Source organism: Staphylococcus sp. GW823-FHT05F06, assembly GCF_058795495.1.
On the sequence record NZ_JBXAHW010000003.1, the window covers coordinates 105,059 to 119,649 of the forward strand.

The 14,591-nt window shown below is 32.9% G+C and carries 17 protein-coding genes and 2 pseudogenes; 8 read left to right on the forward strand and 11 right to left on the reverse strand.

Translation table 11 applies throughout. The annotated features are described in order from the left end of the window. Positions 1-6 precede the first annotated feature (6 nt). Positions 7-1,104 carry a redox-regulated ATPase YchF gene (gene ychF / locus AC1Q7N_RS03235; RefSeq protein ID WP_001831336.1) on the forward strand — a complete coding sequence of 366 codons (1,098 nt, stop codon included), beginning with the start codon at positions 7-9 and terminating at the stop codon, positions 1,102-1,104. 232 nt (positions 1,105-1,336) lie between these two features. Here the strand turns inward: ychF and AC1Q7N_RS03240 are convergent, their stop codons facing one another. Further along, complete coding sequence (locus tag AC1Q7N_RS03240; protein WP_001831355.1) at positions 1,337-1,528, reverse strand: hypothetical protein; 192 nt, start codon at positions 1,526-1,528, stop codon at positions 1,337-1,339. 73 nt (positions 1,529-1,601) lie between these two features. After that, the gene (locus AC1Q7N_RS03245) at positions 1,602-2,411 is read right to left on the reverse strand and encodes a GH25 family lysozyme (protein WP_002495496.1); all 810 of its coding nucleotides are present in this window, start codon (positions 2,409-2,411) and stop codon (positions 1,602-1,604) included. 384 nt (positions 2,412-2,795) lie between these two features. On the opposite strand from AC1Q7N_RS03245, the gene rpsF reads away from it, so the two are divergent. Genes rpsF through rpsR form a run of 3 tightly spaced genes read left to right on the forward strand, consistent with a single transcriptional unit; the run spans position 2,796 to position 3,911 of the window. After that, on the forward strand, positions 2,796-3,092 hold the full coding sequence (gene rpsF / locus AC1Q7N_RS03250) for a 30S ribosomal protein S6 (protein ID WP_001831345.1): 297 nt from the start codon (positions 2,796-2,798) through the stop codon (positions 3,090-3,092). Positions 3,093-3,114: 22 nt separating this feature from the next. After that, positions 3,115-3,624 (forward strand): single-stranded DNA-binding protein, encoded by a 510-nt coding sequence (ssb, locus tag AC1Q7N_RS03255; RefSeq protein ID WP_002495497.1) that lies wholly within the window; start codon positions 3,115-3,117, stop codon positions 3,622-3,624. Between the two features lie 44 nt (positions 3,625-3,668). After that, on the forward strand, positions 3,669-3,911 hold the full coding sequence (rpsR, locus tag AC1Q7N_RS03260; RefSeq protein WP_001831354.1) for a 30S ribosomal protein S18: 243 nt from the start codon (positions 3,669-3,671) through the stop codon (positions 3,909-3,911). Between the two features lie 183 nt (positions 3,912-4,094). Here rpsR and AC1Q7N_RS03265 read toward each other — a convergent pair. Both AC1Q7N_RS03265 and AC1Q7N_RS03270 read right to left on the reverse strand, forming a co-directional pair. Then, a pseudogene (locus tag AC1Q7N_RS03265) lies at positions 4,095-4,267 on the reverse strand (XRE family transcriptional regulator); the annotation flags it as partial. Between the two features lie 113 nt (positions 4,268-4,380). Continuing rightward, positions 4,381-4,641: a hypothetical protein gene (locus AC1Q7N_RS03270; RefSeq protein WP_001830921.1), complete on the reverse strand. Its 261-nt coding sequence runs from the start codon at positions 4,639-4,641 to the stop codon at positions 4,381-4,383. 221 nt (positions 4,642-4,862) lie between these two features. Here AC1Q7N_RS03270 and AC1Q7N_RS03275 point away from each other — a divergent pair, with 221 nt between their 5' ends. Then, positions 4,863-5,117 (forward strand): GlsB/YeaQ/YmgE family stress response membrane protein, encoded by a 255-nt coding sequence (locus AC1Q7N_RS03275; RefSeq protein ID WP_001832461.1) that lies wholly within the window; start codon positions 4,863-4,865, stop codon positions 5,115-5,117. Positions 5,118-5,338: 221 nt separating this feature from the next. On the opposite strand, the pseudogene AC1Q7N_RS03280 reads toward AC1Q7N_RS03275, so the two are convergent. Beyond that, a pseudogene (locus AC1Q7N_RS03280) lies at positions 5,339-5,428 on the reverse strand (hypothetical protein); the annotation flags it as partial. A gap of 162 nt (positions 5,429-5,590) precedes the next feature. On the opposite strand from AC1Q7N_RS03280, the gene AC1Q7N_RS03285 reads away from it, so the two are divergent. Next, the gene (locus AC1Q7N_RS03285) at positions 5,591-6,223 is read left to right on the forward strand and encodes a LysE family translocator (protein WP_001830914.1); all 633 of its coding nucleotides are present in this window, start codon (positions 5,591-5,593) and stop codon (positions 6,221-6,223) included. Positions 6,224-6,243: 20 nt separating this feature from the next. Further along, complete coding sequence (locus tag AC1Q7N_RS03290; protein WP_002437189.1) at positions 6,244-6,834, forward strand: histidine phosphatase family protein; 591 nt, start codon at positions 6,244-6,246, stop codon at positions 6,832-6,834. Positions 6,835-7,249: 415 nt separating this feature from the next. Here AC1Q7N_RS03290 and AC1Q7N_RS03295 read toward each other — a convergent pair whose 3' ends face one another. The 5 genes from AC1Q7N_RS03295 to AC1Q7N_RS03315 all read right to left on the reverse strand — a co-directional run bounded on the left by AC1Q7N_RS03295 (position 7,250) and on the right by AC1Q7N_RS03315 (position 12,050). Beyond that, positions 7,250-7,627, reverse strand: coding sequence for a YdeH family membrane protein (locus AC1Q7N_RS03295; RefSeq protein WP_002437185.1), 378 nt, complete (start codon positions 7,625-7,627; stop codon positions 7,250-7,252). 219 nt (positions 7,628-7,846) lie between these two features. Continuing rightward, positions 7,847-8,470, reverse strand: a complete 624-nt coding sequence (locus AC1Q7N_RS03300) for an NDxxF motif lipoprotein (protein ID WP_002437175.1) — start codon at positions 8,468-8,470, stop codon at positions 7,847-7,849. Positions 8,471-8,718: 248 nt separating this feature from the next. Beyond that, a complete protein-coding gene (ahpF, locus tag AC1Q7N_RS03305) occupies positions 8,719-10,242 on the reverse strand; it encodes an alkyl hydroperoxide reductase subunit F (protein ID WP_492712787.1) in 1,524 nt (507 codons plus the stop codon). Between the two features lie 14 nt (positions 10,243-10,256). After that, positions 10,257-10,826, reverse strand: coding sequence for an alkyl hydroperoxide reductase subunit C (gene ahpC / locus AC1Q7N_RS03310; protein ID WP_002437170.1), 570 nt, complete (start codon positions 10,824-10,826; stop codon positions 10,257-10,259). Between the two features lie 444 nt (positions 10,827-11,270). Beyond that, positions 11,271-12,050 (reverse strand): 2-keto-4-pentenoate hydratase, encoded by a 780-nt coding sequence (locus AC1Q7N_RS03315; RefSeq protein WP_002455900.1) that lies wholly within the window; start codon positions 12,048-12,050, stop codon positions 11,271-11,273. A gap of 140 nt (positions 12,051-12,190) precedes the next feature. Here AC1Q7N_RS03315 and AC1Q7N_RS03320 point away from each other — a divergent pair, with 140 nt between their 5' ends. Beyond that, positions 12,191-12,946 (forward strand): NADPH-dependent oxidoreductase, encoded by a 756-nt coding sequence (locus AC1Q7N_RS03320; RefSeq protein ID WP_002455899.1) that lies wholly within the window; start codon positions 12,191-12,193, stop codon positions 12,944-12,946. A gap of 121 nt (positions 12,947-13,067) precedes the next feature. Here the strand turns inward: AC1Q7N_RS03320 and AC1Q7N_RS03325 are convergent, their stop codons facing one another. Beyond that, a complete protein-coding gene (locus AC1Q7N_RS03325) occupies positions 13,068-14,456 on the reverse strand; it encodes an L-cystine transporter (protein ID WP_002437162.1) in 1,389 nt (462 codons plus the stop codon). Positions 14,457-14,591 lie beyond the last annotated feature (135 nt).

Below are 14,591 nucleotides of genomic sequence, written 5' to 3' on the forward strand. Positions count from 1 at the left end.
TGAATAATGGCTTTAACAGCAGGTATCGTAGGTTTGCCTAACGTAGGTAAGTCTACCCTATTTAATGCAATTACTAAAGCTGGCGCATTAGCAGCAAACTATCCCTTCGCAACGATTGATCCCAATGTTGGTATCGTTGAAGTGCCAGATTCACGTTTAATAAAATTAGAAGAAATGGTTCAACCTAAAAAAACAATTCCTACAACTTTTGAGTTTACTGATATTGCAGGTATTGTTAAAGGTGCATCTAAGGGCGAAGGTTTAGGAAATAAATTCCTTTCACATATTCGTGAAGTAGATGCTATATGTCAGGTGGTTCGTGCGTTTGACGATGAGAATGTAACACATGTATCAGGGCGTGTTAATCCGCTTGATGACATAGAAGTCATTAATATGGAACTTGTTTTAGCAGATTTAGAATCTGTTGAAAAACGTTTACCGAAAATAGAGAAGATGGCTCGTCAAAAAGATAAAACAGCTGAGATGGAATTACGTATATTAACACAAATTAAAGAAGCGTTAGAAGACGGTAAACCAGTACGCAGTATTGATTTCAATGAGGATGATCAAAAGTGGGTTAATCAAGCTCAGTTATTAACATCTAAGAAAATGTTATACATTGCTAATGTTGGCGAAGATGAAATTGGAGATAAAGATAATGATAAAGTGAAAGCAATTCGTGAATATGCAGCAAACGAAGATTCAGAAGTTATCGTTATTAGTGCAAAAATCGAGGAAGAAATCGCTACATTAGATGATGAAGATAAAGAAATGTTCTTAGAAGATTTAGGCATCGAAGAACCAGGTTTAGACAGACTCATTAGAACAACATATGATTTGTTAGGTTTATCTACTTACTTTACTGCCGGTGTGCAAGAAGTGCGCGCTTGGACATTTAAACAAGGAATGACTGCACCACAATGTGCTGGAATTATTCACACTGATTTTGAACGTGGTTTTATTCGTGCAGAGGTAACAAGCTATGAAGATTATGTACAACATGGTGGCGAAAATGGTGCTAAAGAAGCGGGAAGACAACGTTTAGAAGGTAAAGATTACATCATGCAAGATGGGGATATTGTTCATTTCCGTTTTAATGTTTAACTTAAAGCATGTATTTATATTAATGAGGCACTCTAAGATTAGAAGCAAATTCTAGTTTTAGGGTGTTTTTTTGATAATAAAATTGAAAATTAGGAGATAAATTAGTCAGCATACTACAATGATAATTACTAATGATGCAATCATTTGTAGTTAGGAAATAGAATTATTTATTAATAGAGCAATGAAGCTTTCCATCAAACTTTCATTGCTCTTATGTAAGGATTCCAAATTCTTAAAAAAATGGAATGATTTTGCTTGCTTTAATGATGTCTTGTGTACTAAAAAATTGTTTGCCTTCACCAGTGTATGCGGGTTCGAGAACTAAATTTGCTTTAGCGCAGTATAGCCATTCTGGGTGAATGCCACTATTTAAGATATCTTGAAACTCTTGGAAATCTTTATTCCAATCTAAATTTAATCTCATGAAAAACACCTCATATGTATTTTAGAACAAACGTTCGTTAAAGTGAAGTGTTTTTGTTCGTATGTGTTCGTATTTATGAAGTGAACCAAGACGAATTCACATTTTCGTCAATATAATTTGCATCGACATTTTGATTTAATTCAGGAGAGTAGTAACTATTTGTATATTGCCATAGCACTTTCTCTCGGTTTGGTTCCTCAGCTTGATATGCTGCTAACCAGTAGCCATCATATGAACTGACAGCATTTGATGCATGATTTAACATGAAATTTTCATATGAATAAAAAAGGATCTTCTTGTTTCCAGCAAGCTTTCTCATTTCGTTTGCCCATGCTTGTGTCGCTGTTTCATCATCTCCGGATTTAACGGTTTGTTCTTCATAATCATTAATGTAAAAGGCGGCTTTGGGAGCACGTTGAGATAAAGTTTTAGCTTCATAACGTGCATCTTTTGGACTTTCGTACATGCTATAAGAGTACACGCCGTATTTCATTTTATTTTGTTCTAATAATTCTGCATTTTTTTCAAAAGTCTTATCAACGTATTCTGAACCGTACTGTGCTCTTAAAATAATAAAATCATAATTTTTCTTTAGTTGTTTTATTTGTTCATTAGTTAAAAGTCCTTGCCATTCAGAAATATCTAAGACTCTTTCACCATTATTTGTTTCAGTAATATTAGATTCAGCAGAGAAAGTAGAACGATTTTGTGTTTTATGAGGTTGCTTTTTAGGATGGTCTTTTAAGTATTGTTGATAGCCATACCCCATTGTACCTTTTTCGCTTACAGAAGATGAAGATGCTTGTGCTTGAGTATCTATAAAATTAAGGCTAGTAGCGAAAATTGAAAGTGAAATGATTGAGTAAGAAAATTTCTTTAACATAAACGACTCCTTTATAATGAATTTAATATTAAGTGCAATTATATGAAATATAATTTTGATGTTATTATAACTAAAATGAAGTATCAACTATCTATTAAGTAACATTAATATAATTTGAATATAAAGTAATGTATAACATAAATAGGATGATTGCGTTTGAACAACGAGGGCAGTCTCAGAGGAGTCTTAAACCAATAATATGTATTGATATTTTCAAAAATAAATAATGCTCATCAATATTTAAGGGTAAGATTCATCTGAAATTGATTGTAAAAAGTAAAGCTCTATGCTATAATTCTTTTCTGTGAGTAATGAAAATTATTCCTTGCTTATCACATTAAATATTGATAAGCCGTATAGACCACAAGGAGGTGCAAATAAACTATGAGAACATATGAAATTATGTATATCGTACGTCCTAACATTGAAGAGGATGCTAAAAAAGCGTTAGTTGAACGTTTCAATGGTATCTTAGCTTCAGAAGGATCAGAAGTTTTAGAAGAAAAAGACTGGGGTAAACGTCGCCTAGCTTATGAAATCAATGATTTCAAAGAAGGTTTCTATAACATCGTACGTATTAAAACTGATAACAATAAATCAACTGACGAATTCCAACGTTTAGCTAAGATTAATGATGATATCATTCGTTACATCGTTATTCGTGAAGACCAAGATAAGTAATAATTTAGATGGGGGCGTTTAAATGTTAAATCGAGTTGTATTAGTAGGTCGTCTAACGAAAGATCCAGAATACAGAACCACACCCTCAGGCGTAAGTGTAGCGACATTTACTCTAGCAGTTAATCGTACTTTCACGAATGCTCAAGGGGAACGCGAAGCTGACTTTATTAACTGTGTAGTCTTCCGTAGACAAGCAGAAAATGTAAATAACTACTTGTCTAAAGGTAGTTTAGCTGGCGTTGATGGTCGCATACAATCACGTAGTTATGAAAATCAAGAAGGTCGTCGTATTTTTGTTACTGAAGTCGTATGTGATAGTGTTCAGTTCCTTGAACCTAAAAATGCACAACATGGTGGCCAACGTTCACAGAACAATAATTTCCAAGACTACGGTCAAGGATTTGGTGGTCAGCAATCAGGACAAAATACATCTTACAGCAACAATAATTCATCAAACTCAAATCAGTCGGATAATCCGTTTGCAAATGCTAATGGACCGATTGATATCAGTGATGATGATTTACCATTCTAATAATGAACGAATAAAATAAAATGAGTCAAAGGAGGCAGTTAACCATGGCAGGTGGACCAAGAAGAGGCGGACGTCGTCGTAAAAAAGTATGCTATTTCACAGCAAATGGTATTACACACATCGACTATAAAGACACTGAATTATTAAAACGTTTTATCTCAGAACGTGGTAAAATTTTACCACGTCGTGTAACAGGCACTTCAGCGAAATATCAACGTATGTTGACTACAGCTATCAAACGTGCTCGTCATATGGCTTTATTACCATATGTTAAAGAAGAACAATAATATATTATTTATTGTAAAACCCCGTAAGTATAGGCTTACGGGGTTGTTTTTGTGTTTTGGAATATTTAAAAAGGGCAGAAAAAGCAGTGAATTTGAAAGCTAGATTTTTAGATACATATCCTTCGACGATATTTCAGTAATGTTATGAGATTGAATCCCAAAATGAGTTAAGATTATGCGTTGAAAAATGGTTAGGTGCATAACATCTTTAAATATTGATTGATGATAATAGTTTACCATTCCCAAATTTGAAGAGGTTTGTTATGCGTGCCATTTTTCTTGTTAAGTTGAGTAGTTAATTCTTCAATCTCTATATGTCTTTTAGTTCTTAAGTTATATAAAATATGTAAATTTATGTGCCACATCTTCTATTCATGATGAAAGTATCTACGTTGACATCAAGATGTCATTTTATCAATTAGTATACCTATGGGGTTATACTTTGAAGTTGTAGCACCATCATTAACATTTAATGTTTGTAATTTTGTTTTTTATTAGAAAGCATGTTTAGAATAGCTGATAATATAGTACAGATGATTGTAACTATGATTAGTGTCGTTACTACATAGACTTGATTACTTTGAATATTAAAACCTATTTCAAAATGACCTTGTAAGTGTCCTTTTATAAAAAAGTTAAGTGTAATGATAGTGAGAATTGCTAAAAATGAAAGGAAACCTATAACTTGTATAATTTGGTTAATACGTTGAAATTTATTTTTATGTTGCATGTAAAATACCTACTTTAAATATTTTTATAAATAGTTCATTTTAGTCATCTTTAATAGCTTAACATAATAGGATTGAGGTTGATAATAATAAATATTGAAAAAATAAAAACAAAATAGCTTGTATCAGTAAAATAAAAATTCCTACAAAACGTTTAATCATTTTTGACATGGGGTATCTCATACTAGTGAATAAAATATATAAGTAAAGGAGACAATCAATTATGTTTGGATTAATAGGTATGATTATTGTCGGCGGTATCATTGGATGGATCGCAGGTTTAATTTTAGGTAAAGACGTACCAGGAGGTATTCTAGGAAATATTATTGCTGGTATTGTAGGATCATGGGTTGGTACTATGATTTTAGGTGAATGGGGACCACAATTAGGTAAAATTCACATCTTTCCAGCATTATTAGGTTCAATTATTTTAATCTTTATTATTTCATTAATTTTAAAAGCACTAAGAAAAAAATAATAAGTATAGATTAAGTTTAATTTAGGTAGAAAATGTGTTGCTTGATTATTTGAAAGTAATCAATTAACACAATTAAAGCATGTGTGTTTATCTATACGCACGTAACTCAATGATAGATGTTGATGATGTCTTTAATCGTTTGAGTTACATTAATTATAGTTATCAAAGCATCCAAACCAATAAAAATGGTGTGGGTGCTTTTTTCATGTTATAAAACATAAAAAAGGATGGCGCTGGGTTACGCCATCCAGGAGTATTATGTTCATGAATATAAAAGACTTTGTAGTTACTAAATAACTACAATTTAATATTATCAGATTGCTATTTATCTGACAACATTAAAGGTTTTGATTTTTAAAATTTCCAACAAAATTGAGAAAATTATTACTTTGATTTAAAGGCATCTGTTCGGTTTCATTCGCCATTGGTGATATGTAATAATGAATTGTAAAACGACATCGAGGAGGTTTCTTATGGACGGTTTAATTACATTTATCATTATCACATTATTGATTATTATAGTACCTGGGCCAGATTTCATTATTGTAATGAAAAACACTATTAATTCAAGTAAAATGAATGGTTTTATGGCCGCATTTGGTATTACTACGGGGCATATTTTATACTCTTCATTAGCTATTTTTGGAATTATATACATACTTACGAGTTTACACTTTGTTTTTTTAACAATAAAAATATTGGGTGCTTGTTATCTTATTTATCTCGGAATCAAAAGTATTTTGAGTGCGCACAGTTCTGTTGATTTTAGTAAACAAGCTTTAGCTGATGTCAGAAATGTGAGTTATATCACTTCTTTTAGACAAGGTTTTTTAAGTACAAGTCTTAACCCTAAGGCTTTATTATTTTATGTTAGTATATTCCCGCAGTTCCTTTCTAACGGTAATATACATATGAAATCTGAAGTTGCGTTATTTGCTTTTTCAGTTGTTGTAGTTATATGCTTATGGTTTTTATTTTGTGTATTCATCTTTCAATATATTAAATTATTATTCAGCAGACCGAGATTCAAGGCTATATTTGATTATATTGTAGGGTTTGTTTTAATTGGCTTATCTATTAATTTATTATTAAGTAAAAGTAGCTAAGTCAGAAATGAGGAGACAGAATGGAAATTTATTTAGTGAGGCATGGTGAGTCACAGTCCAATTATGATAATAAACACGGGTATCTATATTTTTGTGGACAGTTAGACGTCCCTTTGACGGAAAGGGGTATAAAAAGCGCTAAAGAACTATCTGTTTATTTTAAAAATAAATACATTGACAATGTATATGTATCAGATTTAAAAAGAACAAGGCAAACGTATGAGGAGCTATTTCCTTATGATATTCCAACAATATATACAAAGACGTTAAGAGAGCGTTCGTTAGGTGTTTTTGAAGGTAAAAATAAAGAAGAAGTTTGTAAAGACAAACGGTTCGAAAAATATTTCCGTGATCCTAATTATAAATACTTTAGACATAGCTTTTCGCAAAAAGCACCACAAGGAGAAAGTTATCAACATGTCTATGATAGAGTGGTTACTTTCATTGAAAATGAGCTTAATCAACAGCAGAGACGTGTAGTGATAGTTGCGCACCAAGTTGTAATTAGATGTTTTTTCGTCTATTTTAAAATGATAACTAAGGAAGAAGCCTTAGCGACGGAAATTCATAATTGCTATCCATATTTAATTAAAAAAGAAATGAAGTTTTGAATACATATATAATCATGTGAGTTGTAAAATTGTAATTGCTGGCTAAATTGATATTAATTCTCTATCAAAAGGTATGATTGAGGTCTATAAACAACCGTAGCAATATTGTTATATATAATATAGAATTGTGAGTGAAGCCTGGGGCATAGATTATCGATGTCCCAGGCTTTCATAACATACAATCAGTCAAATGATAGAATTAAAAATATACACACATATCAAACCATTTTTTACAAGAGGATGGGGCCCCAACAAAGAGAATTTCACTAAGAAATTCAACAAGCAAAGCAAGTTGGGGATGGGCCCCAACAAAGAGAATTTCACTGAGAAATTCAACAAGCAAAGCAAGTTGGGGATGGGGTCCCAACAAAGAGAATTTCACTGTAAATTCTACCTTTCTTGCCCCTTTATTTGATTAATTTATTTTATCTGAAGTAGATGGGTGCACTGAAAGTGTGACAATAGAACTAACAAGTAATGCAAGTATCGTTAAGGAAGCCATAAGCATAATGACAATTTGTCCCATAATTAAGCTAATGATTACTAAAAACCCCCACATCATCAGTGCACTTATTTGTAATATCGCCGATATGATTCTACATGCAAGATGATTAAATATACCTAATATGAGTGCTGGTAAAGCCATTATAACTATTGTCGTAATGGCTATGAGTACTGTATAAGGTTCGTTATAGTTGATTGTGTGTGGGCCTGTTGGATATTTTGCTAAAACAAGTACTAAGCCGATGGTGGATAGTATTGCTAAGATAATAAATGTTAAACGTATCTTCATAATGATTTTCCTCATTTCTTTTTATTTAGAAAAAATATATATGCTATATTAATTTTATTGTGTAATAAATATATTGAATTGTCAAAATAGCGAAGGCATGTTTCAAAAAGATGGGATGATGAAATTAACTCGAATATCAAAAACAAGCCCAAAAAAGATGTTAGTACAACATCTTTTTTGGGCAAGTAAAATAATGTGATATAGAAAAAACATTTTGTTTTATTTATTAAATACTTCTGTGTCTATTCCTTTTTTCTTAAGGAAAGTAGTAATTTTATCTTGTTGCTTTTTATTTACATCACCTGAATATTTTGTGGGTACATCAACAACGTTAATTGAATTTTGTGGTTGGTAGTTTAATTTCTCAATGTCTTCATCTACATTTGAAATGGTACTATTTAAAGCGTGAAAATAATTAATTATGCGATCTGTTGGATCTTTATATTCTTCAGGGATGTGATTGTTTTTTATAAATTTTTTGAAATGTAAATCGTTCTTAACTGCTAAATTGGATAACTTGCTAAGACGATCAGCTTGTGATTCTGTGATTTTAGGATTACTATCACTTTGTTTATCTAATTTATGTTGCATGACATACTTATTATCAAGTACATCGCTATTCGCTTGTAAATATTTTTCTAAAGCTTGCTTCATCTCTTTTTCGCTAATTTTTTGTCCCTTTTTGTTTGAAGAAAAGATATCTTTTTCCTTTAAAGTTTTAGCGTTTTTAGGTGCATGAGCGTTGCTGTGATGCTCTTGATTATTGTTATCGTTCGTATTTGAGCATGCTGCAAGTGTTAAAGACAACGCTAGTATCAAGTATGTAATGACTCTCTTTTTCATAGAATTGAGTAACTCCTTTTATGTCTCTATCATTAAACAGTGTTTTAAATTTATACATCTATTAGAGTATCATTTATCGAAAAATATTTGAATATTTTAGAACTACATTTACTGTTAGATATGACTAAATTATGGCGGATTATATGAATGATATACCTGTTTCAATAGGTTTTTTATAATAAAAAACAGAGCTCCAACATGGGAACTCTGTGAAGTTAAAATATTTATGATAAATAACGTTTTAAAAATTAATTTCTAATTATATAATCGAATGCATTAAGTGCGGCATTAGCACCAGCACCCATAGAAATAATAATTTGCTTATTTTTTTGATCGGTAACGTCACCAGCGGCAAAGATACCAGGAACGTTTGTTGCGTTATCGCGATTAATCATAACCTCGCCACGTTCATTTAATTCGACAGCATTTTGCAACCAAGATGTATTAGGAACTAATCCAATCTGTACAAAAATTCCATCTAAATTAACTACTTGTGACTCTCCGGTAGTCATATCTTCATAGCTAATACCTGTAACGTAATCGTCACCAATTACTTCTGTTGTTTTAGCACTCGTTTTAATATCAACATTAGGTAGTGAACGTAAACGTTCTTGTAATACGCTATCAGCTTTTAATTCAGAAGCGTATTCAAATAATGTTACGTGTTTAACGATGCCGGCTAAATCAATAGCTGCTTCTACACCAGAGTTACCACCACCGATGACAGCAACATCTTTATTTTCAAATAAAGGTCCGTCACAGTGAGGGCAGAAAGCCACGCCTTTATTGATTAGACGGTCTTCGCCTGGGATGTTTAGTTTACGCCAACTTGCACCTGTGGAAATGATGACAGTTTTACTTTCTAAAACAGCATCATTTTCTAAAGTTACGCGAATAGCTGAATCTGTTTTTTCGATATTTGTAGCACGAATACCAGTCATTGTATCAATATCATATTGTGCAATATGTTCTGCAAGATTTGATGAGAACTCTGAACCTGTCGTTTCTTTAACAGTGATGAAGTTCTCGATACCAGCAGTATCATTAACTTGACCACCAATTCGATCAGCGACAATACCTGTACGTAGCCCTTTACGTGCTGTATAAATTGCAGCACTACCACTTGCAGGTCCGCCACCAACGATTAACACGTCATAAGGATCTTTATCGTTGAATTCAGAGGCATCTTGCGTGCTTCCTAATTTAGTTAAAATATTTTGAACTGTCATGCGTCCATTACCAAATTCTTGACCATCTAAGAAGACGGCAGGAACTGCCATAATGTTTTCAGATTCTTCACGGAAAACAGCGCCATCAATCATAGTATGAGTAATGTTAGGATTAATAACACTCATTAGGTTTAATGCTTGAACGACGTCAGGACACTTTTGACAAGTAAGACTTACAAAGGTTTCGAAATGAAATGGACCTTCGAGCCCTTTAATTTGATCGATAATGGATTGCTTTTCTTTAGGTGCGCGACCACTCACTTGTAGTATAGCTAATACTAAAGAGTTGAATTCATGGCCTAAAGGTATGCCAGCAAAGGTAATACCTGTTTCTTCACCAGGGCGATTAACTGAAAAACTTGGTGTACGTTTTAAAGATTTTTCAGTTATTGTTATGTGTGCTGACATCTCAGCCATCTCATTTAATAATTCTTTGAGTTCGTTTGATTTATCATCAGAGCCTAGGCTGGCAACGAATTCAACGTCGCCTTCCATAAGCTCAAGTAATTGTTGTAATTGTTGCTTTAAATCAGCATTAAGCATATTTTAATGCCTCCTTAGATTTTACCTACTAAGTCTAAACCAGGTTGTAATGATTCTGAACCTTCTTCCCATTTAGCTGGGCAAACTTCACCTGGATGTTGACGTACATATTGAGCGGCTTTAATTTTGTTAACTAATGTACTTGCGTCACGTCCGATTCCGTCGGCATTGATTTCTGCTGCTTGTACCACACCATCAGGGTCGATAATGAAAGTACCACGTTGTGCTAGACCAGTTTCTTCATCCAACACATCGAAATTGCGAGTGATTGTTTGAGAAGGATCACCAATCATGCTGTATTCTAGTTTGCTGATTGCATCAGAATGGTCATGCCAAGCTTTGTGTACGAAGTGTGTATCTGTTGATACTGAGTACACGTTAACACCTAATTCTTGTAATTTAGCGTATTGATTTTGTAAATCTTCTAATTCAGTAGGGCATACGAATGAGAAGTCAGCAGGATAGAAACATACAACGTTCCAAGAACCTTTAAAATCTTCTTGAGTAACTTCTTTAAACTCATCTTTTTTTGGATCATAAGCTTGTGCTGTGAAAGGTAAAATTTCTTTGTTAATTAAAGACATAGATAAATTCCTCCTGAAAAGTTAAGTGTTAATTAGAATTACTTAAAAATAATTGTTTGTTTATAATAATTCTAATCTCTTGTTTAGTATTATTACATCTTGGCATTGAATAGTCAACTTTAGAAGTTCTTAAAATCTATGAAAGTATAAAAAAGCTATAATTAAGCCGTTTTAAATCCCTCATTAATTAAAGAATAACGAGTAAAAAAAGTTGAAAATCCAATGTGAAACTGAAATTTTCAAATGTGTATGACTTTGAAATTCAGTTGTCATTCTCAACTATGGTTATTTTATTGATAATGAAGTGTAATTTTATTACTACTTCATATATATAATAACATGTATCATACATGGATTTCCCTTTTTAGCATCTGTATAAAGCAGATAGAGTTAATTCCACAAGTTGTTATGACTTTCTGTGAAAATAACCCTATTAAACTTACTTTATTTATTAACCGAAAATGATACCTTACCGATACCACTATATTCAGCACGGTACGTGCCATATTCTAATTTTAGTGGAGATATAAAAGTTCCAGATGAAATGATATCTCCTTTTTTAAGTTGTTTACCGTGCGTGTGTAGTTTTTTAATTAGCCAATGAATAGCGTTTAAAGGATTTCCGAGTACTTCGGATGATTCTCCTGTGGCAATGCATTTATCATCTTTATATAAATTTAAATGTACATTAGCAAATGCATCGTTATCAAGTCCGTCTACAGGGTCACCTACTACGACAAGTCCTGTTGCGGTATTATCTGATATTAAATCTGATAAAGTAAAATTTGGAAACCAATTTTTATATCTTGCATCTGGAATTTCAATGCCTGGCGCGATACGGGTATGATATCTAATTGTTTCTAAATCAGCATCATAAGGTAAGTCTTCCTGCACTATAAAGATAATTTCTGGTTCTAGTAATGGTGAAAATAATTCTGAAAGAGAGACTGAGGCACCATCATTAACAATTTGGTTAGATAAGAGTGTTCCATATGCAGGTTCGTTAGTGTTAGCAATTGCTTGCGTTGCCTTGCTAGTCATACTAACTTTATACCCTGTAACAGTCGAACGGTCTTTGAAAGTTAATTGGTCAATTAGTTCTTCTTGTACATGATATGCTTCTTCTTCGTTTAATTGATAGTTCTCACTAATGAAATCGATGGGTTTTTTATATCTATAAGCTTTAAATAAAACTTTAGCCACTTCTTTATTTGTTAGTGTCATATTGTACCCCTCCCCTAAATTATCTGAAAATTTATACTATTATGATAACTTTTAAATGTGAAGTGTGCAAATTGATTTAAATATACTTCATTTAGGGTATAAAATAATTAATAATGTAAATTTTGATAGGAGTGGGTATAGTGTCAGATTATGTTTATGAGTTGATGAAACAACATCATTCAGTTAGAAAATTTAAGAATCAACCACTTGGTTCTGAAACGGTAGAAAAATTAGTAGAGGCGGGACAGAGTGCTTCTACATCCAGTTATCTTCAAACTTATTCTATTATTGGTGTTGAAGATCCAAGCATTAAAGCGCGTTTAAAGGAAGTGTCAGGTCAGCCTTATGTTTTAGATAATGGTTATTTATTTGTATTTGTTTTAGATTATTATCGTCATCATTTAGTAGATGAAGTTGCGGCGTCAAATATGGAGACATCATATGGTTCTGCAGAAGGACTATTAGTAGGTACAATAGATGTTGCATTAGTTGCGCAAAACATGGCAGTTGCTGCCGAAGATATGGGGTATGGAATTGTTTATTTAGGGTCATTGCGTAATGATGTTGCGCGAGTGCGTGAAATTTTAAATTTACCTGATTATACGTTTCCGTTATTTGGTATGGCAGTAGGTGAACCTTCTGATGAAGAAAATGGGTCACCTAAACCGCGCTTGCCATTTAAACATATTTTTCATAAAGACCAGTATGATGCGAATCAGCATCAACAACGTAAAGAATTGGAAGCATACGACCAAGTAGTGAGTGAATATTATAAAGAACGTACTCACGGTGTGCGTACAGAAAATTGGTCACAACAAATAGAAACATTTCTAGGACGTAAAACACGTTTAGATATGTTAGATGAATTGAAAAAAGCAGGATTTATTCAAAGATAAAAAGAACCTGAGACAGAAATACATGTCTCAGGCTAGGGTGGGGCGATATTTTCAACACGAATGTTGCCCCGCTCTTTTTATAATTGTATGTCGTAATGATCAATGACCACTTTTCTTACATTTAATTTGCAGATAAATCGCCGTAATCATTTGAGTCAAATGTTTTTTTGTCCCAATGATTCGTTAAGCGTGCGGTACCTGTTCCAGCTAGCATTGAGTCATTAACGTTAAGTGCTGTACGACCCATATCGATGAGAGGTTCGATAGATATCAGTACCCCTGCGAGAGCAACTGGTAGATTAAGTGTAGATAATACGAGTATTGATGCGAATGTTGCCCCGCCACCTACACCTGCAACGCCAAATGAACTTATAATAACAACAGTAATAAGTGTAACAACAAATTGGAAGTCAATTTCTACATTTGCTACTGGTGCCACCATAACTGCTAGCATAGCAGGATAGATTCCTGCACAGCCATTTTGCCCTATGGATAAACCAAAAGTTGCAGAGAAGTTTGCAATTCCCTCAGGTACACCTAAACGTTTTGTTTGCGTTTGAACATTTAATGGTAATGCACCTGCACTTGAACGTGAAGTAAATGCAAAGATTAGTACTTCTATTGTCTTTTTCACGTATTTAACGGGATTGATACCTAAGACACTCAGTATAATTAAATGGATAATATACATTGTGATTAGAGCTGCGTATGAAGCAATTAAGAATTTACCTAACGTCCAAATTGCAGAAAAATCACTTGTCGCAAGAGTAGAAGCCATAATAGCTAAAATGCCATAAGGCGTTAATCGTAAAACAAAAGTTACGATAGCCATAACGATAGAATAGATTGCTTCTATACCACGTTTAAGTAAGCTTCCATGTTCTGGCTGTTTTCTTGCAACTCTAAGATAAGCAAAGCCCACAAACGTTGCAAAAATAACAACTGCAATTGTCGAAGTTGTACGTTGTCCTGTGAAATCTAAAAATGGATTGCTTGGGAATACTTCGAGAATTTGTTGTGGTAAAGTGTTTGCAGTTAAATCTTTGGCTTGTTTTGAAATTTCTGTACCACGTGAATGTTCTGCACTACCTAAATCAATAGACGATGCATCTAGACCAAAGATTAAAGCGTAAAAAATTCCAACGATAGCTGCGATGGCTACAGTACCAATTAAAAACATAAAAATATAAGAACCGATCTTAGCGAATTTTTCACCAATTTGTATTTTGCTAAAAGCGGCAACAATTGAAATGAATATTAGTGGCATGACAATCATTTGTAATAGTGCAACATAACCATCTCCGACAATACTAAACCAGTCTGTTGATTGTTCGAGAGTTTTAGACTCTGCACCATATATGAGGTGTAATACAATGCCAAATACGATACCTATTGCTAAAGCGGTAAAGACACGTTTAGGGAATGAGACGTGTTTTCTTGCCATAATATTTAACATTATTAGGAAAACAAGTAACACGATGACATTAATTACTGTAAAAAGTATTTCCATATCGATATATAGCTCCTTTTTAATTTTTAGTATTCCGACATATGTAATAAGAATAAAGGGGGTTAAGAAGAAATTCAAGTTGTTGATTTATAGTTTTCAGATTCATTTAAAGTTGAATAGAGTGAAGGTGATTAT

Coding starts and splice junctions, on each gene's coding strand:
- ychF (WP_001831336.1), top strand. CDS start 7: ATGGCTTTAACAGCAGGTATCGTAGGTTTGCCTAACGTAGGTAAGTCT.
- AC1Q7N_RS03240 (WP_001831355.1), bottom strand. CDS start 1,528: ATGAGATTAAATTTAGATTGGAATAAAGATTTCCAAGAGTTTCAAGAT.
- AC1Q7N_RS03245 (WP_002495496.1), bottom strand. CDS start 2,411: ATGTTAAAGAAATTTTCTTACTCAATCATTTCACTTTCAATTTTCGCT.
- rpsF (WP_001831345.1), top strand. CDS start 2,796: ATGAGAACATATGAAATTATGTATATCGTACGTCCTAACATTGAAGAG.
- ssb (WP_002495497.1), top strand. CDS start 3,115: ATGTTAAATCGAGTTGTATTAGTAGGTCGTCTAACGAAAGATCCAGAA.
- rpsR (WP_001831354.1), top strand. CDS start 3,669: ATGGCAGGTGGACCAAGAAGAGGCGGACGTCGTCGTAAAAAAGTATGC.
- AC1Q7N_RS03270 (WP_001830921.1), bottom strand. CDS start 4,641: ATGCAACATAAAAATAAATTTCAACGTATTAACCAAATTATACAAGTT.
- AC1Q7N_RS03275 (WP_001832461.1), top strand. CDS start 4,863: ATGTTTGGATTAATAGGTATGATTATTGTCGGCGGTATCATTGGATGG.
- AC1Q7N_RS03285 (WP_001830914.1), top strand. CDS start 5,591: ATGGACGGTTTAATTACATTTATCATTATCACATTATTGATTATTATA.
- AC1Q7N_RS03290 (WP_002437189.1), top strand. CDS start 6,244: ATGGAAATTTATTTAGTGAGGCATGGTGAGTCACAGTCCAATTATGAT.
- AC1Q7N_RS03295 (WP_002437185.1), bottom strand. CDS start 7,627: ATGAAGATACGTTTAACATTTATTATCTTAGCAATACTATCCACCATC.
- AC1Q7N_RS03300 (WP_002437175.1), bottom strand. CDS start 8,470: ATGAAAAAGAGAGTCATTACATACTTGATACTAGCGTTGTCTTTAACA.
- ahpF (WP_492712787.1), bottom strand. CDS start 10,242: ATGCTTAATGCTGATTTAAAGCAACAATTACAACAATTACTTGAGCTT.
- ahpC (WP_002437170.1), bottom strand. CDS start 10,826: ATGTCTTTAATTAACAAAGAAATTTTACCTTTCACAGCACAAGCTTAT.
- AC1Q7N_RS03315 (WP_002455900.1), bottom strand. CDS start 12,050: ATGACACTAACAAATAAAGAAGTGGCTAAAGTTTTATTTAAAGCTTAT.
- AC1Q7N_RS03325 (WP_002437162.1), bottom strand. CDS start 14,456: ATGGAAATACTTTTTACAGTAATTAATGTCATCGTGTTACTTGTTTTC.